The sequence below is a fragment of the Streptomyces bathyalis genome, from assembly GCF_015910445.1.
GTDB lineage: Bacteria > Actinomycetota > Actinomycetes > Streptomycetales > Streptomycetaceae > Streptomyces > Streptomyces bathyalis.
In genome coordinates this window covers 1,147,080-1,171,699 of record NZ_CP048882.1, presented here as the reverse complement: position 1 = coordinate 1,171,699, position 24,620 = coordinate 1,147,080, and the positions used below count along the sequence as shown (strand labels likewise).

Annotated in this window: 23 protein-coding genes; 15 read left to right on the top strand and 8 right to left on the bottom strand. The window is 70.6% G+C overall.

What is annotated here, in order from left to right; all coding sequences use genetic code 11:
- Positions 1–177 precede the first annotated feature (177 nt).
- Positions 178–813, bottom strand: a complete 636-nt coding sequence (locus G4Z16_RS05170) for a nucleotidyltransferase family protein (protein ID WP_197349408.1) — start codon at positions 811–813, stop codon at positions 178–180.
- A 329-nt stretch (positions 814–1,142) separates the two neighbouring features.
- On the opposite strand from G4Z16_RS05170, the gene G4Z16_RS05165 reads away from it, so the two are divergent.
- Positions 1,143–1,442: a DUF5955 family protein gene (locus tag G4Z16_RS05165; RefSeq protein ID WP_197349407.1), complete on the top strand. Its 300-nt coding sequence runs from the start codon at positions 1,143–1,145 to the stop codon at positions 1,440–1,442.
- Positions 1,443–1,583: 141 nt separating this feature from the next.
- Here G4Z16_RS05165 and G4Z16_RS05160 read toward each other — a convergent pair whose 3' ends face one another.
- Positions 1,584–1,904, bottom strand: a complete 321-nt coding sequence (locus G4Z16_RS05160) for a hypothetical protein (RefSeq protein WP_197349406.1) — start codon at positions 1,902–1,904, stop codon at positions 1,584–1,586.
- Between the two features lie 638 nt (positions 1,905–2,542).
- Here G4Z16_RS05160 and G4Z16_RS05155 point away from each other — a divergent pair.
- Positions 2,543–3,211: a cellulose binding domain-containing protein gene (locus G4Z16_RS05155; RefSeq protein ID WP_197349405.1), complete on the top strand. Its 669-nt coding sequence runs from the start codon at positions 2,543–2,545 to the stop codon at positions 3,209–3,211.
- Positions 3,212–3,295: 84 nt separating this feature from the next.
- On the opposite strand, the gene G4Z16_RS05150 is transcribed toward G4Z16_RS05155, so the two are convergent.
- Entirely contained in the window at positions 3,296–4,111 is an 816-nt protein-coding gene (locus tag G4Z16_RS05150; RefSeq protein ID WP_197349404.1) for an IclR family transcriptional regulator, read from the bottom strand.
- 200 nt (positions 4,112–4,311) lie between these two features.
- Here G4Z16_RS05150 and allB point away from each other — a divergent pair, with 200 nt between their 5' ends.
- From allB to G4Z16_RS05135, 3 genes are all read left to right on the top strand, one after another.
- Positions 4,312–5,721, top strand: a complete 1,410-nt coding sequence (gene allB / locus G4Z16_RS05145; protein ID WP_197349403.1) for an allantoinase AllB — start codon at positions 4,312–4,314, stop codon at positions 5,719–5,721.
- Entirely contained in the window at positions 5,718–6,896 is a 1,179-nt protein-coding gene (gene alc, locus G4Z16_RS05140; protein WP_197349402.1) for an allantoicase, read from the top strand. Before allB ends, alc begins: the two co-directional genes overlap by 4 nt.
- Positions 6,897–6,959: 63 nt before the next feature.
- The gene (locus G4Z16_RS05135; RefSeq protein WP_197349401.1) at positions 6,960–7,388 is read left to right on the top strand and encodes a guanyl-specific ribonuclease; all 429 of its coding nucleotides are present in this window, start codon (positions 6,960–6,962) and stop codon (positions 7,386–7,388) included.
- 24 nt (positions 7,389–7,412) lie between these two features.
- On the opposite strand, the gene G4Z16_RS05130 is transcribed toward G4Z16_RS05135, so the two are convergent.
- The 5 genes from G4Z16_RS05130 to G4Z16_RS05110 all read right to left on the bottom strand — a co-directional run bounded on the left by G4Z16_RS05130 (position 7,413) and on the right by G4Z16_RS05110 (position 13,837).
- Complete coding sequence (locus G4Z16_RS05130) at positions 7,413–8,870, bottom strand: glycoside hydrolase family 30 protein (RefSeq protein ID WP_197349400.1); 1,458 nt, start codon at positions 8,868–8,870, stop codon at positions 7,413–7,415.
- A 75-nt stretch (positions 8,871–8,945) separates the two neighbouring features.
- Positions 8,946–10,334 (bottom strand): GH1 family beta-glucosidase, encoded by a 1,389-nt coding sequence (locus G4Z16_RS05125; protein WP_425508049.1) that lies wholly within the window; start codon positions 10,332–10,334, stop codon positions 8,946–8,948.
- A 178-nt stretch (positions 10,335–10,512) separates the two neighbouring features.
- Positions 10,513–11,364, bottom strand: coding sequence for a carbohydrate ABC transporter permease (locus G4Z16_RS05120; RefSeq protein WP_197354174.1), 852 nt, complete (start codon positions 11,362–11,364; stop codon positions 10,513–10,515).
- Positions 11,365–11,494: 130 nt separating this feature from the next.
- On the bottom strand, positions 11,495–12,508 hold the full coding sequence (locus tag G4Z16_RS05115; RefSeq protein WP_197349399.1) for a carbohydrate ABC transporter permease: 1,014 nt from the start codon (positions 12,506–12,508) through the stop codon (positions 11,495–11,497).
- Between the two features lie 9 nt (positions 12,509–12,517).
- Positions 12,518–13,837: an ABC transporter substrate-binding protein gene (locus G4Z16_RS05110; RefSeq protein ID WP_197349398.1), complete on the bottom strand. Its 1,320-nt coding sequence runs from the start codon at positions 13,835–13,837 to the stop codon at positions 12,518–12,520.
- 139 nt (positions 13,838–13,976) lie between these two features.
- Here G4Z16_RS05110 and G4Z16_RS05105 point away from each other — a divergent pair, with 139 nt between their 5' ends.
- The 10 genes from G4Z16_RS05105 to G4Z16_RS05060 all read left to right on the top strand — a co-directional run bounded on the left by G4Z16_RS05105 (position 13,977) and on the right by G4Z16_RS05060 (position 24,595).
- Positions 13,977–15,251: an ROK family transcriptional regulator gene (locus G4Z16_RS05105; RefSeq protein WP_197349397.1), complete on the top strand. Its 1,275-nt coding sequence runs from the start codon at positions 13,977–13,979 to the stop codon at positions 15,249–15,251.
- Between the two features lie 95 nt (positions 15,252–15,346).
- Positions 15,347–16,276, top strand: coding sequence for a sugar kinase (locus tag G4Z16_RS05100; RefSeq protein WP_197354173.1), 930 nt, complete (start codon positions 15,347–15,349; stop codon positions 16,274–16,276).
- 169 nt (positions 16,277–16,445) lie between these two features.
- Entirely contained in the window at positions 16,446–17,084 is a 639-nt protein-coding gene (locus tag G4Z16_RS05095; protein WP_197349396.1) for a bifunctional 4-hydroxy-2-oxoglutarate aldolase/2-dehydro-3-deoxy-phosphogluconate aldolase, read from the top strand.
- 206 nt (positions 17,085–17,290) lie between these two features.
- Positions 17,291–17,782: a GNAT family N-acetyltransferase gene (locus G4Z16_RS05090; protein ID WP_343070676.1), complete on the top strand. Its 492-nt coding sequence runs from the start codon at positions 17,291–17,293 to the stop codon at positions 17,780–17,782.
- A 368-nt stretch (positions 17,783–18,150) separates the two neighbouring features.
- Positions 18,151–19,449, top strand: coding sequence for an MFS transporter (locus G4Z16_RS05085; protein WP_246530688.1), 1,299 nt, complete (start codon positions 18,151–18,153; stop codon positions 19,447–19,449).
- Between the two features lie 9 nt (positions 19,450–19,458).
- On the top strand, positions 19,459–20,172 hold the full coding sequence (locus G4Z16_RS05080) for a GntR family transcriptional regulator (RefSeq protein WP_197349394.1): 714 nt from the start codon (positions 19,459–19,461) through the stop codon (positions 20,170–20,172).
- Between the two features lie 7 nt (positions 20,173–20,179).
- Entirely contained in the window at positions 20,180–21,076 is an 897-nt protein-coding gene (locus G4Z16_RS05075) for an isocitrate lyase/PEP mutase family protein (protein WP_197349393.1), read from the top strand.
- A complete protein-coding gene (locus tag G4Z16_RS05070; RefSeq protein ID WP_197349392.1) occupies positions 21,073–22,479 on the top strand; it encodes a dihydroorotase in 1,407 nt (468 codons plus the stop codon). Before G4Z16_RS05075 ends, G4Z16_RS05070 begins: the two co-directional genes overlap by 4 nt.
- Positions 22,479–23,198 (top strand): isochorismatase family protein, encoded by a 720-nt coding sequence (locus G4Z16_RS05065; RefSeq protein WP_197349391.1) that lies wholly within the window; start codon positions 22,479–22,481, stop codon positions 23,196–23,198. The genes G4Z16_RS05070 and G4Z16_RS05065 overlap by 1 nt, the downstream gene beginning before the upstream one ends.
- Positions 23,198–24,595: an FAD-dependent oxidoreductase gene (locus G4Z16_RS05060; protein ID WP_246530687.1), complete on the top strand. Its 1,398-nt coding sequence runs from the start codon at positions 23,198–23,200 to the stop codon at positions 24,593–24,595. Before G4Z16_RS05065 ends, G4Z16_RS05060 begins: the two co-directional genes overlap by 1 nt.
- Positions 24,596–24,620: the final 25 nt, after the last annotated feature.

Sequence of the window (24,620 nt, the reverse complement as noted above, 5' to 3'; positions counted from 1 at the left end):
AGCGCCCGCGGGGTGAGGCGGGGGCGGAGGCTGGGTTCCGCGGTCGTGCGCGGCGAAACCCGAGGCAGGCCGAAGCCCCGGCATCCGCCTCGTGCCCGCACCCGCCGCCCGGAATTCACACCGCCGGTTCCGAGCTCCCGATCGGCGCACCCGGCGGCGCCAAGCACGCCGCCCCTCTCACGAGCCGATCCGCTTCAGGCGTTCCAGATCCAGAGGGGTGTCGATGTCCGTGGGGTCGGCGATGTCGCCGCACTCGACCAGCTCGATCTCGTCCGCACGCGTGGAGAGATAGGCGCGCGCCCCCTGGTCCCCCTCCGCGCTCTTCGCGATCCCCGGCCAGTGATCCGACCCGAACAGCACGGGATGTCCGCGGCGCCCGCCGTACGACGCGGCTGCCAGCGTGGCGGTGGAGCGGCAGGCCGAGCGCACGCGGGTGACCGCGCCCGAGCCGATCCAGGGCTGATCGACGAGGAGCAGGACCACCGCGTCCGTGCCCGTACCGGTGAGCGAGTCCAGACCGACCCGCAGCGAGGAGCCCATCCCCGATTCCCAGTACGGGTTGTCGAGCACCGTGCAGCCGGAGAGTTCCGCCCGTGCCCGTACCTGCCCCGCGGCCGCGCCCAGCACCACGTGCACGCGGTCGCAGCCGCCGGCGCGCAGGGTCCGCACCGCGTGCTCGATCAACGGCCGTCCGCGCAGCGGCAACAGAGCCTTGGGCCGCCCGCCCAGGCGCCGCCCGCCGCCCGCCGCGAGCAGCAGCCCGGCGACCACGGGGGCCGTCCGGTCTTCCTCCTCGTACCGCTCGCCCGTCATCCGGATCTCTCCTCTTGCCCTGCCCGTCCTTGAGGCGGTCCCCCTGCTCGTCCGTCTCCTCGTCCCGATGCCGCAGTCTCACCGCAGAGGCGCGCGGGAGACAGCTGCACACCTCCATAACGCACGATTGTGTATGAGTCGCGCAAGGCGTTGCGAACTTGGCGTTGCACGCCCCGAATTTCGCGCTCCGTGTGGCGCGATGTGCGGAGAGTGGCGTTTACTTGGGCGAGCCGGTCGCGTTCGGTCCTGTGGGGGATGGGCGCGGGGCATCATCTGTGTGGGGGCGAACTGTGGCGCGAAGCGATGCTGTGGGGCAGCGTGCGATACCTGTGGCCGACAGCGGGGAGGATCCCCGCGTCGCCGGGCTGGGTGCTGCCGTGGCCCGTCTCCGGGCCGAACTGGACGCGTATCCCGCCCAGTTGTACGACAGACACGCGGCCGAGGACGAGCTCGCCGCGCTCGCCGATCAGGTCGCCGAGGGTATTCCCACGACCGAGGCCCTGCGCAGCTCCCTGCTGCAGATCGTGGCCGCCATCGGTTCGGTGAGCGCCCTCGCGGATGCGCTCTCGGCCCTGCGGAACGCCATCGAGCTCTTCGGCGAACCCCTGGGCTTCCAGGGCGTCAACTAGGTCACTTCGTTCGGATCGTCTCTTCGCAGTCGGTGTCGTTGAGCGACGCGCAGCGGGTACGGATCGAGCTGCTGCCTCCGGACCGAACGCCGAAGCGGGGCGCGCTCAGCGGCATGGGCGTCCGCTCCGCGGGACCTTGCGTCACGCGCTGCCCGAGACCATGATCATTCCGAGAATCAGTGCGAGGGCGGACAGGAGCGCGCCCACCATGGCCAGCGGCTTGCCGCGCTGGTTCCTGCTGTAGGCGACGATCGCGAGGATGATTCCGCCTGCTCCGGACGGAATGCCGATGTACGGACGCACGCCTGTCAGGTCGATCGGCAGGAGCGGCAGCACGCATCCGAGAAGTCCGAGGATCACCGCGGCCACGGCCGCCCCGGCTGCCTTGGGACGGTCCACCGGAGCTGTTCCGACGGCCTGCGGGGCCGACGCGTTCGGTTCCGGCGGCGGGCCGTAGCTCATGAGGGCTCCTCACACTGATGAATTCGCTCGCCCGGCAACCGTCGCCCGACGCGGTGATCGGAGCGTACAGCCCCGGAAGAACCGGCGGGCCCCGGACGGCAGTCCGCACTCGGTGCTCAGCTTTCGTTCACCGTGCGGCCGTTGGTCCTCAAGGGCGGCGTCCTTGATCCCTCGTACCGGACGGGCGCTGTCCCGGCGCGGGTGCGGCGGAACCCCTGCCGCAGAACGTCAGGGAATCGTCCGAGTACTTACATGCCGATGACGACGGCGCTCAACCGGTGGCTGCGGGCGGGGCGTCGGGGCGAGCGTGGCGGAGCGGCCCGGGAAGCCTGTCCGGGGGCCCACACCCGGGCAGGCGGGGCGCGTCACGACACCCACCGATCGCGTTGGAGGGGCTTGTGAGCATGGACGATCACGAACGCCCGCGCGTCGGCCCTCGGCACGCGATCCGGGGAGACCTTCCACCCTGCACGCCCGTTCCGCCGTCGCCGGTGCGCCCGTATGCCGAACTCCCCGCCCACACCCCGGAGTCGGCCGTCCCGGCGCACCTCACCGCCGACGCTCCGGCGCACCCCGGGAAGATGCCGCGAGGGCACACAGCCGATGGCCTCCGCGATGACTGTCCCGGGCGGAAGCTCATGGGGCCCCTTGCGGACGGCGCGGTGCGCGGCTTCAGGGCGGTGCGGGCAGTGACGGCGGGCGGCGGCGCCGTCGCGGTGGTGTTGCTGTTGATGGCGGTGGTCCTTCATCAGACGGGCGCCTGGCCGTTCGCACGGGATGACAGCACGGCCGAGCGGTCCGTTCCCGACGCGAGGTTGCCCCTGCCGCCGTCGGCCCTCGGATCCGGTGGCTCCCCGTCCGGCGGCGAGGACGACGAGGATGGCGACCAGGGCCGCAGTGACGAGGACGGCGGGAGCGGCGGGGGAGACGAAGGCCGCCCGGGACAGAGCGCGTCCACGCCCGGCGCGGGCATGCGGGCCCCGGGAGGGGGCGGCGGCCCGGCGGAGAACTGCGGCTGCCGGGCCACCTGGCACGTGGAAAGTCAGTGGGAGGACTTCAACGCGACGGTGAGGGTGCTCAACACCGGAAGGCGGCCGGTCCGCGCATGGCGGATCACCTGGACCTGGCCCTCCGGTCAGCGGCTCGTCAGGGGCTGGAACGCCGGCTTCCGCGAGTCGGGAGGGGCCGTGACCGTGCGCAGCGGCGACGGCAACGCCCGGATACCCGCGGGAGGTGAGACCACGTTCCGCCTCCAGGCCACCGGAGGCGGAAGTCCCGCACCGCTCCTCGTCTGTCACGTCCTCTGAGGGCCGCGCGCGAACACCGCCCGACACGTTCGCAGGCTCAGGCACGGCAGGGGCAACGGCGAAGTGTGCGGCCGGCGGCCGTCCTCAGGCTCCCGTGCCGCCGTTGCTCGCGAGGGCTTTGGAGAGCTGTTCGGCAACCTCGTGCATCAGCGGTACGAACTTGTCCGTCGCCGCCTCCGTGACCCTGCCCGCCGGTCCGGAGATCGAGATCGCCGCCGCCGTCGGTGAGTCGGGCACCGAGACGGCGATGCAACGCACCCCCAGCTCCTGCTCGTTGTCGTCCATCGCATAGCCCACCTCGCGGACGTGTTCCAGTGCCGCGAGGAAGCCCTCCGGTGTGGTGATGGTCCGCTCGGTCGCCGCGGGCATGCCCGTGCGGGCGAGCACCGCGCGCACCTCTTCCGGCGAGCTGCCGGCCAGCAGTGCCTTGCCCACGCCCGTGGAGTGCGGCAGTACCCGCCGCCCGACTTCCGTGAACATCCGCATCGAGTGCCGGGAGGGCACCTGCGCCACGTAGACCACCTCGTCACCGTCGAGCAGCGCCATGTTGGCGGTCTCGCCCGTCTCCTCGACCAGCCGTGCGAGGTGCGGCCGCGCCCACGTGCCCAGCAGCCGGGAGGAGCTCTCGCCGAGGCGGATGAGACGGGGGCCGAGCGCATAGCGGCGGTTGGGGTGCTGACGCACGTAGCCGCAGGCCACAAGGGTGCGCATCAGCCGGTGGATGGTCGGCAGGGGCAGCCCGCTGGTGCCGGAGAGTTCGCTCAGTCCGACCTCGCCGCCGGCGTCGGCCATCCGCTCCAGGAGGTCGAAGGCGCGCTCGAGTGACTGGACGCCGCCCGACTGCCCCGTGGCGGCAGGGGTGGCGGCGGTGGCGGGGTTTCGCCGGTCGGACGACGGCACGTCGCGTTCCTTTCCTGCGGGTGGGGCGCATGCTACCGGCACGGGATCACCGGGCCCCGCGGCCGCTGACCCTGCGGATGTGTGGGCCGATCACTGTATTGGATTCTGCATCGCGGAATGTTACTTCCATTTTGCGGAATCCGCCATGGTCGGCGTCTTGACGCGGCAGGGATCTGCCAAGAGGATCTGGCATCAACAGAATGTTGAAGAGAAGGGGTGGTCAGGTGCCCGGCGTCCAACTCGTCATGCGCTCGACGCGCGTCGTCACACCCGAGGGTACGCGGGCGGCGTCGGTGAGTGTCAGGGACGGCAGGATCACGGAGGTCGGTCCGTACGACGCGCGGGTGCCGGACGGGGCAGAGCTGGCGGACGCGGGCGAGGACGCGGTGCTCCCAGGACTCGTCGACACCCACGTGCACGTCAACGACCCGGGCCGCACCGAGTGGGAGGGCTTCTCCACCGCCACACGAGCCGCGGCGGCGGGCGGCATCACCACGCTCCTCGACATGCCGCTCAACTCCCTCCCGCCGACCACCACCGTCGCCCACCTCCGTACGAAGCAGGACACCGCACGCGCGCAGGTCCACGTCGACACCGGCTTCTGGGGCGGCGCAATCCCCGGCAACGTGGCGGACCTTCGCCCGCTCCACGAGGCGGGTGTCTTCGGATTCAAGTGCTTCCTCTCGCCCTCCGGCGTCGAGGAGTTCCCCGAACTCGGCCCGGCCGCCCTGGAGTCGGCGCTCACCGAGATCGCGGGCCTCGGCGGCCTGCTCATCGTGCACGCCGAGGACCCCTCGCACCTGGCCGCGGCACCGCAGAAGGGCGGCCCCGCCTACGCAGACTTCCTCGCCTCCCGGCCGCGTGCCGCGGAGAACGACGCGATCGCGCGGCTGATCGACCTGGCCCGGAAGCTGGACGCACGCGTCCACGTGCTGCACCTGTCCTCCGGCGACGCGCTGCCGGCCATCGCACGGGCCCGCCGGGAGGGGGTGGCGATCACCGTGGAGACCTGCCCCCACTTCCTCACCCTCTCCGCCGAGGAAGTCCCGGACGGCGCAACGGAGTTCAAGTGCTGTCCGCCCATCCGCGAGCGGGCCAACCAGGACGCCCTCTGGCAGGGCCTGGCCGACGGCGACATCGACTGCGTGGTCTCCGACCACTCGCCCTGCACCGCCGAGCTCAAGGACGGCGACTTCGGTACGGCGTGGGGCGGCATCTCCTCGCTGCAGCTCGGCCTGCCGGCGGTGTGGACGGCAGCGCGCAGTAGGGGTCACACGCTCGACGACGTCGCGCGCTGGATGTCCTCGGGACCCGCCCGGCTCGCCGGGCTGGACGGACGCAAGGGCGCCGTCGCGCCGGGCCACGACGCGGACTTCGCCGTCCTCGCCCCCGAGGAGAGCTTCACCGTCGACCCGGTGCGGCTGCATCACCGCAATCCCGTCACCGCCTACGCCGGCAGCACCCTGCACGGTGTCGTCCGCGCCACATGGCTGCGCGGGCAGCGGATCGCCGAGGACGGCCGCCCTCTCCGGCAGTGCGGTCGGCTGATCGAGCGGAACCAGCACGCCGGCAGGACCGAGACCCAGAGGACCGAGAGGCCCACCGCATGACAGACACGCGGCACCCCGCCCCCGCACCCGACTCCGCGACGGCCACCGGCCCCGGCGCCGTGCTCCCGCGCTTCACCGGTGACGCGAACCCGTACGGGGGCGGCGATCCGTACGCCGACTACCGCTCCGCCGAGTTCCCCTTCACCCATCTCGCGGACCTGGCCGACCGCCGGCTCGGCGCCGGAGTCACCGCTGCCAACGACGAGTTCTTCGCGGAGCGCGAGAACCTCCTGGTGCCCGGCCGCGCCGAGTTCGACCCCGAACGCTTCGGCCACAAGGGCAAGATCATGGACGGCTGGGAGACCCGCCGCCGCCGTGGCGCCGGCGCCGAAGTCCCGCACCCCACCGCGGACGACCACGACTGGGCGCTCGTGCGGCTCGGAGCCCCCGGCATCGTGCACGGGATCGTCGTCGACACCGCCCACTTCCGCGGCAACTACCCGCGCGCCGTCTCCGTCGAGGCCACCTGCCTGCCCGGTGCGCCGTCGCCGGAGGAACTGCTCGCCGACGGTACCGAGTGGACGGTCCTCGTGCCGGAGACCGTCATCGGGGGTCACGCCGCCAACGGCTTCGCCGTCGAGGACGGCCGCCGCTTCACGCATCTGCGCCTCAACCAGCACCCCGACGGCGGGGTCGCGCGGCTGCGCGTGTACGGCGAGGTCGCCCCCGATCCCGAGTGGCTGGCGGCCCTGGGCACCTTCGACCTGGTGGCCCTCGAGAACGGCGGCCGCGTTCAGGACGCCTCCGACCGCTTCTACTCCTCGCCCAGCAACACGATTCTGCCCGGCCGTTCACGGCAGATGGACGACGGCTGGGAGACACGCCGCCGCCGCGACACCGGCAACGACTGGATCCGATACGCCCTGACGGCCCAGGCCGCCGTCCGTGCGGTCGAAATCGACACCGGTTACCTCAAGGGCAACGCGGCCGGGTGGGCGGCGCTTTGGGGCAGGGACGGCGCGGAGGGCGAGTGGCGCGAGATGCTTCCGCGCACCCGGCTTCAGCCGGACACCGCGCACCGCTTTCTGCTCGCCGACGCCTCGCCGGTGACCCATGTACGGCTCGACATCTTCCCCGACGGCGGAATCGCCCGGTTGCGTCTGCACGGATCACTCACCGCGCAAGGCGCCCGTGACCTCGGCGAACGTCACCGGAGGACGGCTGCCGGGAGGTGAACTCCCGCCAAAAATCCTCCACTTGGCGTTGACATGTCATCTACGCGCGTCAGAGTGGATGGTATGAGATTCCCCCCACGAATCGCGCGCATCAGCGCCCTCAGTGCCCTGTCCCTCACTCTCCTCGTCGGCGGTCCCGCCGCGATCGCGCAGGCGACCGCGGACGCCCCGACGGCCTCCGCACCGGCGGCCGTCGCACCCGCGGACGTCGGAAAGATCTGCGAGACGAAGCTGCCGAAGGAGGCCCACGAGACCCTCGACCTCATCGACAAGGGCGGCCCCTACCCGTATCCGCAGGACGGGACCGTCTTCCAGAACCGCGAGGGCATCCTCCCCGACCAGGACGAGGGTTACTACCACGAGTACACCGTTGAGACGCCCGGCTCCGACGACCGCGGAGCCAAGCGCATCGTGACCGGTGAGGAGAAGCAGGAGGACTACTTCACCGAGGACCACTACGAGTCGTTCGACAAGGTCGACTTCAGCTGCTGAAGCCTGTCAGCGCCCCACGTCCGGTCATCCGGCGGGTGCCGCGGGCCAGGTGAAGGTCGCGACGGCACCTGCCGGAAGCTCGTACGCCAGCGAGTGACCGGACTCCGTGACGGAGAACTTCCGTGCCGAATCGGCGGAGTTGAGGACGACGGCCGCCCGGGAACCGTCCGGGTTCTCGAAGACCACGTCCTCGACTCCGCCCGGCTGCTGAGTGGTCGACCCGATGCGGTGCGCGCCGCGGTCCACGAACTTGGAGACGTGGCCGAGCGTGTAGTACTCGGCGTTCCTCGCCACGTCGCCGCCGTCGATCTCGACGACGCCGTTGCACCTCGTCTCGCAGTTGCCGAAGTGCGGGCCGCCGCTCTTGTCGAGAGCCATGTTCCACAGCACGACGGTCTCCGCGCCCGCCCGCATGCTGCGCACGACCAGGTTCTCCGTCTGCCACTTCAGACTGTCGGCGAAGGTGCGGCTCGGATCGTCGCTGTCGGTGCCGGAGCACTCGGTGAAGAAGACCCGGCTGCCCGCGTCCCGCACCTGCTGCTGCGCCTCCGGCTCACCGCCGTAGCAGTGGAAGGCCGCGCCCTGGACGCGGTCGATGTCCCCGGTCTTCTCCAGGACTTCGAGCGGATACTCGGGCTTGTCCCAGTTGTGGTCGTAGGCGAAGAGCTCCGTGTCGAGTCCGGCCGCGGTCAGCTTGGCGTCCAGCACCCGCAGGAAGTCCGCCTGTTCGGCGGCGGGCATCCCCATGGACGGGTAGGTCGTCTCGAACAGCGGCTCGTTCTGGGCGGTCAGATCGTGGACGGGCACGCCCTCCCCGGCGTACGCACGGACCGCCTTCACGAGATAGTCCGCGTACGCCTCGTGGTTCTCCGGCTTCAGGCTGCCGCCCTCCAGCTTCCCGCTGTCCTTCATCCAGGCGGGTGCCGACCAGGGCGTGCCCATGACGCGGATGTCCGGGTTGATGCTGAGGGCCTGGCGCAGCAGGGGAAGGATCTCCTTGGTGTCGCGCCCGACGGAGAAGGAGCCCTGCTCGTCCTCGTAGCTGTAGTAGGGGAGTTCGGCGACGAAGTCGGAGCCGCCGAAGGGCTGGCGCAGATAGTCCAGGCCGATTCCGTCGCCGTCCGCGGAGAACAGGGACTTCATCAGTTTCTCGCGCTCGCCGTCCGGCAGCCCGCTCATCAGCCTCGCGGACGCCTCCGTGACGGAGGCACCCGCACCCGTGAACTGCTGTGCGCGATCGGTCGCGTCGACGGCGATGTCGATGTCCTGCCGCTCGTCGTCGAAGCCGACGTCCTCGCCGCGCTCAAGGCGCTTGCTCCCATCGGCGGTGGTCACCCAGACCTGCGCGGAATCGGCGGCTGCCGTCCGTGTGCCGGGTTTGCCGTCGCCGTCCGCGTGGGCGGCCCCGCCGGCGAGTACGTGGGTGCCGGCGAGCAGTGCGAAAGCGGTCGCCGAAGCGGCGAGTCTCCGTCGGTGTGTCACGGTGCGGCTCCTTCGGGTGCGGGGGGATCGGCGTTTGTCGCGGCGAAGCGGGGAGTTGAGGCGGTTCGGCTGCGGCTACGCGGCCCGGCGGGCGCGGCGCCGGTGCTTGCGGACGATGTCCGCGTAGTGGTGGCCACTGCTCTTGATCGTCCGCCGCTGGGTGGGGTAGTCCACGTGGACGAGCCCGAAGCGCTTGTCGTATCCGTAGGCCCACTCGAAGTTGTCCATCAGCGACCACGCGAAGTAGCCCACCAGCGGCACACCTTCGTCGACGGCGTCCACGCAGGCCGCCAGGTGCTCATCGAGGTAGCGGACGCGCTCCGGGTCGTCGACCTGACCGTCCGGGCCCACCACGTCCGGGTACGCGGAGCCGTTCTCGGTGACGTACAGGCGGCGGGCGCCGTAGTCGTCGGTCATCCGCAGCAGCGTCTTCGTCAGGCCGGACGGGTGCACCTCCCAGTCCATGTGGGTGCGCCGTGCCCCGGCCGGTACGACCTGACGCGCGCGGGGGAGCGCGCCGCCGGGGTCGTCGGCGACGAGATTGCGGAAGTAGTAGTTCAGGCCCAGCCAGTCCAGCGGCTCGGCGATGGTCCTCAAGTCGCCTTGCTGCTCGGGCAGTTCGACCCCGTACAGCTCCAGCATGTCCTGCGGGTAGCCGCGGCCGTGCAGCGGATCCATCCACCAGCGGTTGGTATGCCCGTCGGCGCGCACCGCGGCGGCCACGTCGGCCTCCTTGTCGGACGCCGGCTCGCAGTGGGTGAGGTTGTTGACGATGCCCACCTGCGCGTCCGGCACCGCCGCGCGGATCGCCTGCACTGCCAGCCCGTGGCCCAGGTGCAGGTGGTACGAGGCGCGCACCGCCGCTTCGATGTCGGTCAGCCCGGGTGCCATCGCTCCTTCCAGGTGGCCGATCCACGCGGAGCACAGCGGCTCGTTGAGCGTCGCCCAGTTCTTGACGCGGTCACCGAGCCGCTCCGCGACCTTCGAGGCGTACGAGGCGAAGTGCTCGGCGGTCTCGCGCACCGGCCAGCCGCCTCGGTCCTGGAGCGCCTGCGGCAGGTCCCAGTGGTAGAGCGTCGGGAAGGGCGTGATGCCCTCCTCCAGCAGCGCGTCGGTCAGCCGGTCGTAGAAGGCCAGCCCGGCCTCGTTGGTCCTCCCGCTGCCGCCGGGGACGACGCGCGGCCAGGCGATGGAGAACCGGTAGGCGTCCACGCCCAGTTGCTTCATCAGGGCGATGTCCTCGCGCCACCGGTGGTAGTGGTCGCAGGCCACATCGCCGGTGTCGCCGTTCGCGACCGCACCGGGGACCCGGGAGAAGGTGTCCCAGATGGAGGGTTCGCGGCCGTCTTCCGCGGCGGCACCCTCGATCTGGTACGAGGCCGTGGCCACGCCCCAGAGGAAGTCGGCGGGCAGCGCGAACGGTGAGGTCACCGGCGCGTGGGAGGCTTCGGTCGCTTCGGACACGGGCTTCCTTTCGTACGGGGCGAGTTGGGCCCGGACAGGCTTGTGACGGGTGACGGGTGACGGGTGACGGCGGACGGGCGATTGTCGGCAGGGCAGGGCGTGCGGAGCCGTGACGGCACGGCGGCAATGCGCCGCACCGTCATGGCCCGACGGACGGGATCACGGGGTCACGTGACGCTCACTTCACGGCGCCCGCTGTGAGCCCGGCGACGAGATAGCGCTGGAGCAGCAGGAAACCGGCGACGATCGGCACGCTCGCGACGAGCGAGGCCGCCATGACCTGGTTCCAGTACACCTGCGTCTGCGTGGCGTAGCCCTGGAGCCCGATGGCGAGGGTTCGGGTGGTCTCGTTGGTCATGACGGACGCGAAGAGGACCTCGCCCCACGCCGTCATGAACGAGTAGACGGCGACGGCGACGATGCCGGGCACCGCGGCCGGCACCACCACGCGCATCAGTGCCCCGAGCGGCCCGCATCCGTCGGTGAGAGCCGCCTCGTCCAGGTCGCGGGGTATGGAGTCGAAGTACCCGATCAGCATCCAGATGGAGAAGGGCAGGGTGAAGGTGAGGTAAGTGACGATGAGCGCCCCGCGCGAGCCGTACAGCGCTATGCCCGTGGCGTTGCCGAGGTTGACGAAGATGAGGAAGAGCGGCAGCAGGAAGAGGATGCCGGGGAACATCTGCGTCGAGAGGATCGTGACCGTGAACAGGCGCTTGCCGCGGAAGCGGTATCGGCTGACGGCATAGGCCGCGAACGTGGCGATGAGCACCGAGCACCCGGTCGCCGCGCCCGCCACGATCAGCGAGTTGAGGAAGTAGTCCGCGAGCGGGACCGTGCTCCAGATGTCGACGTACGGGCTGATCGTCAACGAGCTCGGGATCCACCGGAAGCGGTCCGAGACATCCTGGAGCGGCTTGAGCGAACTGCTCACCATCACCAGCAGCGGAGTCGCCGCGAAGATCGTGAGCAGTGTCAGGACGATGCGCCGCGTCCAGACGAAGGAGCGTGGCGGTGCCGTGGGGGAGACCATGCGGGAGCCGGCCCGCGAGCCCGTGCGGGATGCGCCGCCCGAGCCGTTCCCCACTGCCGTGCCGCCGCGCCCCCGCGAGGAGCCGTCCGACGTGCCCTTCGCGGTCCCGCCGGGGGCGGTCGCCGTGACCTCAGACATCGCGCTTCCTCCCCGCGCCGGTCGCCAGCAGATAGCAGCCCGTCACCACGAGCAGGAAGAGCAGCAGCAGTACGGACATGGCCGAGCCGGAGCCGAAGTCCCAGGTGACGAAGGACGATTGGTAGATGTGGATCGAGACCAGGTCCGCGGCCTCCGGTGCCGACTTGCCGAACAGGATGTACGGGACGTTGAAGTCGTTGAACGTCCACAGGAACAGCACCAGCACCAGCACCTGGTTGACGGGGCTCAGTGACGGCAGCGTGATCCGGCGGATCTGCTGCCAGATGCCGGCGCCGTCGACCTGCGCCGCCTCGTACAGCTCCTTCGGGATGTTCTGCAGCGCGGCCATCAGGATCAGGAACGCGAACGGCCAGGTGCGCCACACGGCCACGACGACCAGCGCGACGAAGCTGTTGTCGCCGATCAGCCAGAACGGTTCGGTGTCGGTGAGACCCAACTGGTCGTGGATGACGTGGTTGACCATGCCGCCGTCGCGCTGGAGCAGGAAGGACCAAGTGATGACGGCGGTGTACACGGGCAGCGCGTACGGCGTCAGGAACAGCGCCCGCAGCACACCGCGTCCGCGGAAGGACTCCTGCATCAGGATCGCCGCCGTCACGCCCAGCAGCCACGCGAACGAGACCGCCAGCACCGTGAAGGCGCAGGTGACCAGGAACGAGTGCAACAGGGCTTCCCCGACAGGGGCGTTGACGTCCACGGCGATGCGGAAGTTGTCCGCACCGATCCATGGCGCCGCGCCCCAGTCGCGGATGTACTGCTGCGTCAGTTCCTTGAAGCTCATCACCACGCCGACGACCATCGGCGCCAGGTGGATGAGGATCTCCAGGACGAGTGCCGGCAGCAGCAGGAGGTAGGGCAGTCCGGCCCGGCGCAGGCGGTCGGGGAGGATGCGCCTGCGCCGGGGGAGTGAGGGCCCGTTGCCGGCCGGGGCCGCCTCAGGTGCCGTCGGGCCGGCCGTGCCCGGTGGGGGGCTGAGAGTCGTCATCGGCGCGGCTTACTTCCGCATCTGCTGCTGCGCGGCGGACAGTTCCTTCTTCACCGACTCCGAAGTGACCTTGCGCCCGGCGGCCGCGTCGGCGAAGAGCTCCTTGGTGGCGTTGCCGACGAGCGTCTCGAACTTCGACTCGTCCTTCACCTGCGGCAGCGGCGCGGAGGAGGAGGTGAGCACATCGCGCAGCACCTTCAGGTCGGGGGTCTCGAAGGCCTTGCCGGTCTGTGCCGACTTGACCGGCGGGATCGATCCGTACGTCTCGTTGAGGAGGCGCTGCTCCTTGTCGGACGTCATGAACTTCGCGAACTTCACCGCGCCGTCGATGTTGTCGGAGTTCTTGAAGACCGCCAGGTTGATGCCCGCGACCATCGACCGCGTGCCCTTCTCTCCCGAGCCGCGCGCCTGCACGGGTATCGGTGCGACGCCGTACTCGTCGGGCTTCATGCCGTTGGCCTTCAGGCCGTTCGCGGCCGCCTGCCACATCAGCATGCCTGCCTTGCCCTTGGCGAAGTCGCGTACCGACTCGTCCTTGGCGTACTCCGCGTTGCCGGACGACGCGATCTTCTCGGAGGCTATGAGGTCCACGTACTGCTTGATGGCCTTGACGGCGCCGGGCGAGTCGAACGTCGCCTTGCCGGAGGGGTCGAAGAAGTCTGCGCCGTGCTGCTTGCCGAGGATGAAGGCGTGGTGGGAGTTCTCCACGGGGTCGCCGCCCTCGACGGCTATCCCGTACTTGCCGTCACCGGTGAGCTTCTTGCCGTCCTTGACCAACTCGTCCCAGGTGGCAGGGGGTCCGTCGATGCCCGCGTCCTTGAACATCTTCTTGTTGTAGTAGAGCCCGTACGCGAGCGAGTAGAGCGGCAGGGCGGCGGGGTCCTTCTGGGGCGCCCCGGCGGCGGCCAGCGCGGAGGGGGTGAAGCGCTCGGCCCCGCCGACCTTGGCCAGGTTCTTCTTGTTCCAGGGCAGCAGTGCTCCCGTCGCCTGGAGCGAGGCGGACCATGTGTTGCCGATGTTCAGCACGTCGGGGCCCTGGCCGGAGGAGGTTGCGGCGAGGATGCGGTCCAGGAGGCTGTCCCACGGGATGACTTCGAGCTTGACCTTGATCCCGGTCTGCTTCTCGAAGCGCTTCAACTCCGGCGTGAGCACACGCTTGTCGTGGGCGAGGCTGGTGCCCTGGTTGCTGGCCCAGTACGTGAGCTCCTTCGGGTTGTCGTTGCTGCCCTCACCGTCGGTCGAACTGCCGCCGCCGCACGCGGCGGTGACGGCCGTCATTGCGGCGGCGAGTGTGACGGTGACTGCGTTGCGTGCCCGGCTTCTGCGCATGGACGAATGCCCCTCCCCGAGGCGCCTGCGTTCGGACCCTGAATGGTCCGAACCATTAATTTCACGCCGTGAGTTAAGTAGTGAGAGAAGGGGGCGTCAAGACTTCTGACAGAGGTATGTTGACAGAGGAGGGCAGCTGATGGGCGGATATGACGGGCGAACAGTACGCGACCTGCGGCGTAGCAACCGCGCGTCCGTGCTTCGCCGGCTGTATTTCGAAGGTCCGCTCAGCAGACAGGAGTTGGGCCCCGCCACCGGCCTCAGCTCCGGGTCGATAAGCAATGTCGTCACCGAACTCCTCGCCGAGGGCGTCCTGGAGGAGGCCGGATCGGTCGGCTCCGACGGCGGCCGCCCGCGTACGCTGCTGCGCGTCGCGCCGTACAGCGCCTGTCTCGTCGGCGTCGACGTCGGCGAAACCCGGGTGCGGGTCGAGCTGTTCGACCTGAAGCTCACCGAAGTGGCGCGCAGCGAGCAGCCGTTGGACGACGGCAGGCACGACGCGGCGCTCGTCGTGCAGCTGATCGAGAAGGGCCTCGCCGCGGTGCTCGCCCAAGTCGGCGCGTCCACGGGGCCGTTGCTGGGCGTGGGCATCGGCGTGCCCGGCATAGTCGAGCGGCGCGAGGACCGCGGAGCCGTGGTGCACGGCCAGACGATCGGCTGGGACGCCGTCCCGCTGGAGGCCATGCTGCGTGAGTCCGCCGGGCTCCCCGAGGGGGGAGCTCTCGCCGGAGAGCAGCGGGCGCCGCTCCACATCGACAACGGCGCGAAGACCCTCGGCCAGGCCGAGATGTGGTTCGGGGCGGGACGCGGTGCGCGCGACGCCGTGATCGCGCTCATCGGCTCCGGCGTCGGAGCATGCGTCGTCACCGGCGGCGAGCCCTACGGAGGCGCCTCCAGCGGCGCCGGGGAGTGGGGCCACACCGTGCTCACCGTCGGGGGCCGCCGCTGCCGCTGCGGGGCGCGCGGCTGTCTGGAGGCGTACGTGGGCGCGAGTGCGGTGATCGAGCGCTGGCGCGAGGCGGGCGGCGAACCCGGCACCGACGACGAGGAGTCGGCCCTCGCCGCACTCCTGGCCGCGGGAGAGGGTGAGGGGGCCGATGGCCGCATCGCCGCGGACGTACTGGCGGAGACAGCCGAGTACCTGGGCGCCGGCATCGCCGATCTGGTCAACCTGTTCAACCCTGAACGGATAGTGATCGGAGGGTGGGCCGGACTGTTGCTCGGGCCACAGCTGCTTCCTGCTGTGCGGGAGGCGACGGGCGCGTACGCTCTCCGGTACCCGGCGGCCCGTACGGCCGTCGAACTGTGCAGGCTCGGCCCGGACGCCGTGACCGTCGGCGCTGCAACGCTGCCGCTGCGCCGCTTCCTCGACGGGGGAGGAAGTCCGCCTCCGGGGGTGGCATTGTCCGTGTGAACGGGTAACGTCTCCACAGAGAGTGATGCCTTGGTGGCAGATGTGGGGAGAAACCGGTGGTAAACGGACCGGAGGCCATTACCTGCGGTGAGGCGATGCTGCTGATGCTCGCCGAGCCCGGCATGCCGCTGGACCGCGCCGCCTCCTTTCGCCGTTCCGTTGCGGGCGCCGAGTCCAACGTCGCCCAGGGTCTCGCCCGCCTCGGCCACTGGGCCCGCTGGATCGGCCGCGTCGGCGACGATCCCGCCGGCGAGGCCGTGCTCCGCGAGCTGCGCGCGGACGGGGTCGACGTCTCCGGCGCCGAGATGGATCCCGCGGCCCCCACCGGGCTGCTGCTGCGCGACAGCCATCCGCAGCGCGTGATCGACGTGCAGTACTACCGCGCCGGCTCCGCCGGATCGCTGCTCTCGGCGGACCAGATCCGCCTGGAGATGCTGGAAGGAGCCCGGGTGGTGCACGTCTCGGGCATCACACCCATGCTCTCGGAGTCGGCGGCGCAGGCCACTTGGGCGCTGGTCGAGCGGGCCCGCCAGGCCGGCGCCGCGGTCTCCTTCGACCCGAACGTACGCCGCAAGCTGGGGACCGAGCACGAGTGGATCCGCACCGTGGGTCCGCTGCTGCGCGAGGCCGACCTCGTGCTGGCGGGGGAGGACGAACTGGAGCTGCTGCTGGGCGGGGGAGCCGAGGAGACATCGAAGGCCCTGCTGACGATGGGGCGCGCCCGCACCGTCGTCGTCAAGCGCCGTGACCACTCGGCGTCCGCCCTCGGGCGGGACGGGGAGTGCACACAGGAACCCTTCGACGTTCCGGTGTGCGACCCGGTGGGCGCGGGCGACGCGTTCGCGGCCGGCTGGCTCTCGGCGTGGCTGCGCGGCCGGAGCGCCGAAGAAGCCCTGGCCGAAGCGGCGTGCGTCGCCGCCCTGGTGGTGCAGGCGCCGGGCGACACCGACGGGCTGCCGACGGCCCACGTCCGGGACCGCGCCCTGGCGGGGTTCCTGAAGGGCTCCGATTCCGTGCATCGCTGACCGCGTGCACGACACTGCCGGCCGCAACGAGACCCCCTGTCGCCGACCGAGATCTCGAAGCACGAACAGACCGAGCGCACCGTGAGAGGCGGGGCGCGGCGGAGGAACGGATCACGACCAGCCGTCCCGCCGAGCGCCCGGCCGGACGAGAAGAGAGGCGGCCACAGCCGTGTACCGATGGGAGATCACCCGAACCGCCCTTGAGCAGCGCGTCTTCGCAATCATCCGCAGTGACGGCTACGAAGGAGTCACCTCCACCGCGGACACCCTCATCGGCGCGGGCATCAACAGCCTGGAGATCTCGCTGACCACGCCTTACGCCCTGGACGCCGTGGCCACCCTGCGCCGCGAGGCAGGGCCGGAATGCATCATCGGCGCCGGCACCGTCCTCGACGCGGCCTCCGCCCGTGCCGCGATCGATGCCGGCGCGCTCTTCCTCGTCTCGCCCGCCCTGGACGCCGAGGTCATCCGCACCGGCCACCGCTACGGCATACCCGTCTTCCCCGGCGTCGCCACGCCCACGGAGATGGTGCGGGCGATGGAGCTCGGTGCCGACGCGCTCAAGCTCTTCCCCGCGTCCGCCCACGACCCGTCCTGGCTCAAGGACGTGCGGGCGGCACTGCCGCAGGCCCCGCTGCTGCCGACCGGGGGTGTCACCGTCAAGAGCGCTCCCGAGTGGATCGCCGCGGGCGCCGCCGCGTGCGGTATGGGTTCGGCGCTCACGCAGGGGGACAAGGCAGCGGTCGCCAAGCGCGTCAGCACTCTGCTGCAGAAGCTCGAGGCGGCCGGGTCCGCCTCGTCCCCGTGACGCGGGCACTGAGCCGCTTCCCGCATCCGGCGCCGTAACGGGCTCCGCGCCGCGGGTTGACGCACCGTTCGATCGGTGGCACTGAGACCCGGTCCCGAGGGGGAAGCGCATGTTCCGCCTCACATGCCTTCGGAACCGCCACCTCAAAGACACAAGAAGAATCTAGTCTGTCGGCAATGCAAATCAGGGAGTGCCGGGAAGCAGACGTGGCATTGCTCCAGGAGCACATGCCCTCGCCCGGTGCTGCCTGCGACCATGCCTCCCGCTTCCTCCGGCATCGCGAGGGCGAAACCACCCTTCTCGTCGCATGGCGTGACGGGCTGCCCGTCGGCAGCTGCGACGTCATCTGGGAGGGCTGCCAGGCACCGGAGGTCAGGGCCGTCCACCCGGACTGCTCCGAGATCAGCGGCCTCGGCCTCTGGCCGGAGACGCTGCGCACCCAGGGAGTCGGCACCGCCCTCATCCAGGCCGCCGAGGGGCTCGTGCTCGCGCGGGGCCGCGTCAAGGTCGGCGTCGGCGTGGAGAAGAACAACCCGCGCACGCAGGACCTCTACAAGCGGCTCGGCTACCGCGACTCGACGCCCTACCTCGACTGCGGTTCCTACGAGGACAGCGCGGGCCTCATCCACCGCGTCGCCGACGCCTGCACGTTCATGGTCAAGCTGCTGCAGCCGGCGGAGGCCGCCCAACAGCCCTGAATCCGGGGCGAGTTCGGGCGATGCGGTCCGCCGGGAGTCATTGACGCCGTACGGCGTTCCCGATCGTTGCCGAGAGTGACGGCATCTTCGTCAACTGCAAACTGTTGACAGTTTTCAGTCTGGGGACCAATCTACTGCCAGCGACGGAGACGACCCGGTCGCCTGCGGAGCCGGCCCGTCCGGTGTCCGCGGGAACGGTGGCCGCGTCCCCCAGATCCGCGACCCGGCAACGAAGTCGAGGTGCAGGTCGCGGCTGTTACGCCCGAGAAGCCGGCTGCCGGTTTTCCCCGCCCGGGCGCAGACCTCGACTGCCGGCCGCCCGTGGGCGGCAGGCAGTACGCCATGTCCGGATCGCCAGGAGGGTGATCATGACCGACACCGTTCACACGGCGGGGCACACGCAAGAGATATCACCGCGGGTGATCGCGGCCGGCGCCATCGGCTCCGTCGTCGAGTACTTCGACTTCGCGGTCTACGGATACGTCGCCACCATCCTGGCGACGCACTTCTTCGTCAGCGGCGATTCGCAGGCCGGACTGCTCGCGACGCTGGCGACATTCGCGCTTGCCTTTGTCCTGCGGCCGGTCGGCGGCATCGTCTTCGGACACTTCGGTGACCGCTTCGGCCGCAAGAACGCCCTCGCGGCAACCGTCGTCCTGATGGCCGCCGCGTCCGGACTCATCGGGATACTGCCCACGTACGCGGCGATGGGTGTGGGGGCCACCGCGCTCCTGGTACTCGCACGTTGCGCGCAGGGCATCGCCGCGGGAGGCGAACTGGGCGGCGCCGCATCCTTCGTGGCGGAACACTCGCCGTCCGCCCGGCGAGGCCTGTACTGCTCGACCACGCAGACCGGAGCGCTGGCGGGGGCACTGGCCGCGGCGCTGACCGTTTCCCTGCTGACCACGACCCTGGGCGCCTCGGCGATGTCCGACTGGGGCTGGCGGCTTCCCTTCCTTATCGCCATCCCGCTCGGCGTCGTGGGCCTCTGGATACGCTCGCGGCTCTCGGACACCCCTCACTTCCAACTGGTCGCGGAGCAGGGGGAGAAGGTCCGTGCTCCCGTCGTGCAGACCTTCCGGGCACACGGCGGAGCTCTCGCCCGCTGCGTCGGTCTTTCCATCCTGCTGTTCTCCGCGTACTACGTCTTCTACGTCTACGTGAGCATCCATCTTCAGAAGGTCGTGGGTCTCTCGGCGGACCTTGCCTTCTGGTCCACGACGGCGACGCTCGCCGTCTCCACGCTGCTCATGCCGTTCTTCGGCGCCCTCACCGACCGTGTCGGGCGCAGGCCGGTCTTCATCAGCGCGTCCGTCGCGGGAGTGCTCCTGCCCGTTCCGGGGTTCATGCTCTTCGACGCGGGCACCGGATGGGCCGTCGTCTCACACGTGCTGCTCGGCCTGATCGACGCCGCACTCATGGGCGCGGCGTTCTCCACGTTCGCCGAACTGTTCCCCACCCGGGTCCGCTACACCGGCATCGCGCTGGGCTTCAACATCGGCAGTGCCGTCGCCGGCGGGTCCGCGCCGTACATCTGCACCTGGCTGGTCGACGTCACCGGCTCACCGGTGGCGCCCGCCTGGTTCGTCATGGGGACGGCGCTGGTCACATTGGTGACCGCGTTCACTCTCCGGGAGACTTCCGGGACCGAACTGCGTGACGTCTGAGGAGACATGATGTCCGAACCCCGGAGCCGGGCGCTGCCGAGGAACAACACCTTCTCGCAGGCGACCGAGGCCGTCCTGCGGGAGATGGTGCTCGACGGCACGATCGCCCCCGGGGAGCGGCTCAACGAGGTGCTGATCGCTGCTCAGTTGGGCATCAGCCGCGGCCCGCTGCGAGAGGCCATCCAACGCCTCAGCAGCGAGGGGCTGTTGACGGTGATCAGCCACCGGGGTGCCTTCGTGAGGACGTTCTCCCGGCAGGACATCGTCGAACTGTACGAGCTGCGCAGCGCGCTGGAGCTGCACGCCGTGCGTCTCGCATGCCAGAGGGCGGGCGACGAGGACCTGGACGACCTGGACGCGATGCTCTCGGACACCGAGAGCCGCATCCGGGAGTCGTCCGGCCACGCCTACCCGCAGGAGCTCGACTTCCATCTCCGGCTGGTCCTCCTGGCCGGCAATCAGGCGCTGATGCGGGCCGCCCAGGACGTCCAGCGCCAGCTCGCGCTCGCCAGGTCGATGTCGGCGAAGCGGCCGATGCGCGCCAGGGCCGCGGTCGTCGAACACGCCGACCTGGTCACGGTGTTGCGCAGCCGGGACGCCGGGCAGGCCACGCGGATGATGGAGCGCCACCTCGATCGCTCGATGCACAGCGCCCTGTCCGTGCTGGGGCTGCCGCGCAACGGTGACGACGAGGAAGACGGCAGCGAACCCGGACCGGATTGAGGAGCACATGAGGCGGACCACCAGACTCCGGGAGCTGATCGGGCGCGGGGGCAGGCCGCTGGTGCTGCCGGGGGCGCCCAACGCCCTCACCGCGAGGGTCGTGGAGCAGTCGGGCTTCGACGCCGTGTACGTGTCCGGCGCCGGGGTGAGCAACACCTTCCTCGGAATGCCGGACCTGGGCCTGCTCGGAATGAGTGAACTCGCGGCCCACGTCTCGGCGATGGCCGACGCCGTGTCGGTGCCGCTCGTCGTGGACGCCGACACCGGCTTCGGGAACTCGCTCAACGTGCAGCGGACGGTTCGGGCACTCGAGCGCGCCGGCGCCGCGGGAATCCAGATCGAGGACCAGGTGAGCCCGAAGAAGTGCGGCCACTTCGCGGACAAGGAGATCATCGGCACCGCCGAGATGGTCGGCAAGATCCGCGCCGCAGTCGACGCCCGCACCGACGACGACCTCGTGGTGATCGCCCGTACCGACGCACGCGCGGTGGAGGGCATCGACGCCGCATGCGAGCGCGCGGCCGCCTTCAGCGAGGCGGGAGCGGACATCCTGTTCGTCGAAGCCCCCACGAGCAGGCAGGAGATGGCCCACATCACCCGCACCGTGCCCGGCCGGCACATCGCCAACATGGTCGAGGGCGGACTGACCCCGCTGCTGCCCACGGACGAACTCGGGGAGCTGGGCTTCTCGGTGGCCCTCTACGCCAACGCGGCGATGCGGGGCGCCGTGACGGGAATGCGGGCGGTCCTGGACCACCTCGCGAAGCACGGCGACACCCGCAACGCGCAGGATCTGATGATCAGTTGGGCGGACAGGCAGAGCCTGGTCAACAAGCCGCTCTTCGACGAGCTCGACCGTCGCTACGCCGACGGCAGCGATTCCCGGGAGGCGGACGGCCGGTGAGCGAGTACGACCTGAGGCTGCACGGCGGCCGCGTCTTCCTGCCGGACGTCGGTCAGACCGAGGCCGACCTGCTCGTCCACGACGGTCTCATCGCGGGCATCATCGGCCGCGACGCACCGGCCGCGGCCCGTGAGTCGGTGGATCTGCGCGGGTGCACCGTGCTGCCCGGGGCCATCGACCCGCACGTGCACCTGGGCAAGGACATCCGCGTCCCGAAGGACCCCGACGACGCGGAGCTGGAGACCGCCTCCGCGGTGGCCGGAGGCGTCACCTCGATGCTCGTCTACCTGATGAGCGCCGATCCCTACGAGCAGGTGCACGAGAGCGCCAAGGCAGTGATGGAGTCGGGTTCGCACACGGACTTCGGCTTCCACTTCGTGCTCGGCACGGACGAACACGTCTCCGCCGTCCCGGCGTACGTGCGCGAACTCGGCGTCTCCAGCTTCAAGTTCTTCATGAACTTCCGCGGCGACGAGGGCGCCTACCTCGGCATGCCCGGCAACGACGACGGCTTCATGTACGAACTGCTGGGCACCACGGCCGACGCGGGCGCGATGGTCAACCCCCACCCCGAGAACATCGAGATCGTCCGCCGGCTGCGCAAGGACCCGCCGGACGAGTCCAGGGGCCCGCTGCACGCCTGGCATCTGACGCGTCCCCCCGTGGTCGAGGCCGAGGCGGAGCAGCGCGTCGCCTACCTGGCGGCGGACACCGGTGCGTCGGCGTACGCCGTGCACACCTCCAGCGCCGCCGGGCTCGACGCGATGCGCATGCAGCGCACCGCCTACCCGAACCTGTTCGTGGAGACGTGCACCCACTACCTGACGATGACCACGTCCTCGCCGTGCGGGACCTATGGAAAGGTCAACCCGCCGCTGCGTCCTGAGGCCGACCTGGAGGCGCTCTGGCAGGGCGTCGCCGACGGCAGCGTGGACACGGTCGGCTCCGATCACAACGCGCGGCACCGCTCGTTCAAGGAGAAGGACATCTGGTCCGCCTCGGCCGGATTCCCAGGCACCGGCGTGCTGTTGCCGCTCACCCTCGGGGAGGGGCTGCGCCGCGGCGTCCCGCTGGAGCGGCTGGTGGAAGCGACGAGCACCCGCTCGGCGAAGTTGTTCGGCCTGTTTCCGCGCAAGGGTGTCATCCGCGTCGGCTCCGACGCGGACCTCGCTGTCGTCGACCTCGACGGCACGACGGAGATCTCCGCGGACAGCCAGCACTCCGCGGCCGGCTACACACCGTGGGAGGGCAGGCAGGCACCCGTCCGCATCGTGCACACGCTGGTGCGCGGCCACTTCGCCGTCCGCGACGGCCGGCTCTCCAGCACACTCCGCGGGAGCTACCTCTCACGCCGGCACAGCGGCGCGAGCGCGCTGGACGCCGCAGAGAGGGGGCAGACCTGATGGGACACGAACACCCCTGGACCGTCGGCGGGGCAGGCGTGATCGACGAGACCACGCGACGCCACTACGAGCTGGCCGGGTTCGGCAGGCCCGCCGGCCTCGGGAAACGTCCGGCCCTGCTGATCATCGACGTCCAGTACCGCACGACCGGCACTCGCCCGCTTCGATTCGAGGAGGCGACGCAGGAGTTCACCACGAGCTGCGGACAGGTCGCCTGGGACGCGGTGCCCCGCATCGCGGAGCTGCTCGGGGAATTCCGGGAGGCGGGCCTGCCCGTTCTCTACCCGCACGTCGCACCGAAGCAGAGCTACGACGCCGGACGCCTCGGCGCCAAGGTGCCGGGAATCATGAACATCCCCGAACACGGCTACGACTTCGTCGCGGAGGTGGCGCCTGCTGAGGGAGACGTCCTGCTGCCGAAGCGCCACCCGAGCGCGTTCTTCGGCACGCCCCTGACGAGCTACCTGGTCGAGGCGGGAGTGGACACCCTCGTGATCACCGGGTGCACCACCTCCGGATGTGTGCGCTCCAGCGTCACCGACGCCTTCTCGCTCAACTTCCGTGTGGCCGTCCCCAGCGACGCGGTCTACGACCGCAGCCCGGTCGTTCACGAGGTGAATCTCTTCGACATGGCGCAGAAGTACGCCGACGTCTCGACGACCGCCGAGCTGCTCCCGCGGCTGCGTGCGCTGCGCAGCGCCGAAGGCGACGGCATGTGATGGACCGGGACGTGATGGACGGGCGGGACACCGATGTCGTCGTCGTGGGCGCGGGGGGCGGCGGGCTCACCGCGGCGCTCGCAGCAGCCGAACAGGGCGCGGGCGTCGCCCTGTTGGAGAAGCTCGACCGGCCCGGCGGCAACACCTTCGTCAGCACCGGCTCGATCCCCGCGGCCGGCAGCCGCTACCAGCGGGACGCCGGGATCGAGGACAGTGCGGAACGGATGGTCGCCGACCTCTCGCGACAGAGCGGCCCCCACGGCACCGGACATCTGCTCCGGCTTCTGGCGGAGGGCTCGGCGGACCTCGTGGAGTGGCTCGTCGAGTCCCACTCCGTCGACCTGCGGCTCATCACCGACTACAGGCACGTCGGGCACAGCGTCCCGCGCCTCCACGCGCCACCGGACCGGCGCGGGGCGTCCCTGACGCGGGACCTGCTCGCCGCCGTCCGGCGCCTGGGCGTCGACGTCGTCACGGGCAACCCGGTGGCGCGGCTCCTCACCGACGACGGCCGCGTCAACGGCGTCGTGGTCGACGGCCCGCGCTCAGGGACGTACGAGCTGCGTGCCCCCGCCGTCGTGCTGGCGTCCAACGGCTTCGGCAACAACAGGGACATGGTCGCCCGCTGGATTCCCGGGATCAGCGGTGCCCGGTACTCGGGGGCCGAGGGCTCCACGGGCGAGGCCATCACCTGGGCGGCCGCGCTCGGTGCGCGGCTGGAGAACATGGGCGCCTACCAGGGGTACGCGGCGCTCGCCCATCCCCACGGCAGCATCGTCAGCTGGACGACCGTCGAGAAGGGCGGCTTCCTGCTCTCGCCCCACGGCGACCGGATGGGCGACGAGAGCGTCGGCTACTCCGGCTTCGCGCCGGTCGTCGCCCTGGCAGCCGAGGAGAGCCACGTCGTCTTCGACACCCGGATCCGGGACTTCGTGCGCGAACACGAGCCGGAATTCGCCGAACTCGTGGAAGCGGGCGGCGTCCGCGAAGCCCCCGATGCCCCCTCGCTCGCAGCTGTCATCGGCTGCGACACCTCAGCCGTCGAACGGGCGCTGGAGGACCAGCGGCACGCGGCTGTCACGGGCACCGCCGACTCCATGGGACGCACCGACTTCCCGATGGGTGCCCTCCGCGCGCCGTACTGCGCCGTCCGCTCCGTTCCCGCGATCTTCCACACCCAGGGAGGCGTCGACGTGGACGAGCACGCCGCAGTGCGCACCACCGCCGGCGGTGTCATCCAGGGCCTTCACGCGGTGGGCGGAGTCGCCGCGGGAATCTCCGGCCGGTCCGGCGCCGGCGGCTACTCGTCGGGCAACGGACTGCTGACCGCCGTCGGCCTCGGACGTATCGCGGGCGAAGCCGCGGCGCAAACCGCGGCGCATACCGCGGCGAGCTGACACACGTTCTGGGCCACGCGCCCGC

Excerpts from the sequence above, each read along its gene's own strand:
- G4Z16_RS05170 (WP_197349408.1), bottom strand. The coding sequence starts at position 813 with ATGACGGGCGAGCGGTACGAGGAGGAAGACCGGACGGCCCCCGTGGTC.
- G4Z16_RS05160 (WP_197349406.1), bottom strand. The coding sequence starts at position 1,904 with ATGAGCTACGGCCCGCCGCCGGAACCGAACGCGTCGGCCCCGCAGGCC.
- G4Z16_RS05155 (WP_197349405.1), top strand. The coding sequence starts at position 2,543 with ATGGGGCCCCTTGCGGACGGCGCGGTGCGCGGCTTCAGGGCGGTGCGG.
- allB (WP_197349403.1), top strand. The coding sequence starts at position 4,312 with ATGTTGAAGAGAAGGGGTGGTCAGGTGCCCGGCGTCCAACTCGTCATG.
- alc (WP_197349402.1), top strand. The coding sequence starts at position 5,718 with ATGACAGACACGCGGCACCCCGCCCCCGCACCCGACTCCGCGACGGCC.
- G4Z16_RS05135 (WP_197349401.1), top strand. The coding sequence starts at position 6,960 with ATGAGATTCCCCCCACGAATCGCGCGCATCAGCGCCCTCAGTGCCCTG.
- G4Z16_RS05120 (WP_197354174.1), bottom strand. The coding sequence starts at position 11,364 with ATGGTCTCCCCCACGGCACCGCCACGCTCCTTCGTCTGGACGCGGCGC.
- G4Z16_RS05115 (WP_197349399.1), bottom strand. The coding sequence starts at position 12,508 with ATGACGACTCTCAGCCCCCCACCGGGCACGGCCGGCCCGACGGCACCT.
- G4Z16_RS05110 (WP_197349398.1), bottom strand. The coding sequence starts at position 13,837 with ATGCGCAGAAGCCGGGCACGCAACGCAGTCACCGTCACACTCGCCGCC.
- G4Z16_RS05105 (WP_197349397.1), top strand. The coding sequence starts at position 13,977 with ATGGGCGGATATGACGGGCGAACAGTACGCGACCTGCGGCGTAGCAAC.
- G4Z16_RS05100 (WP_197354173.1), top strand. The coding sequence starts at position 15,347 with ATGCTGCTGATGCTCGCCGAGCCCGGCATGCCGCTGGACCGCGCCGCC.
- G4Z16_RS05085 (WP_246530688.1), top strand. The coding sequence starts at position 18,151 with ATGACCGACACCGTTCACACGGCGGGGCACACGCAAGAGATATCACCG.
- G4Z16_RS05080 (WP_197349394.1), top strand. The coding sequence starts at position 19,459 with ATGTCCGAACCCCGGAGCCGGGCGCTGCCGAGGAACAACACCTTCTCG.
- G4Z16_RS05075 (WP_197349393.1), top strand. The coding sequence starts at position 20,180 with ATGAGGCGGACCACCAGACTCCGGGAGCTGATCGGGCGCGGGGGCAGG.
- G4Z16_RS05065 (WP_197349391.1), top strand. The coding sequence starts at position 22,479 with ATGGGACACGAACACCCCTGGACCGTCGGCGGGGCAGGCGTGATCGAC.
- G4Z16_RS05060 (WP_246530687.1), top strand. The coding sequence starts at position 23,198 with ATGGACCGGGACGTGATGGACGGGCGGGACACCGATGTCGTCGTCGTG.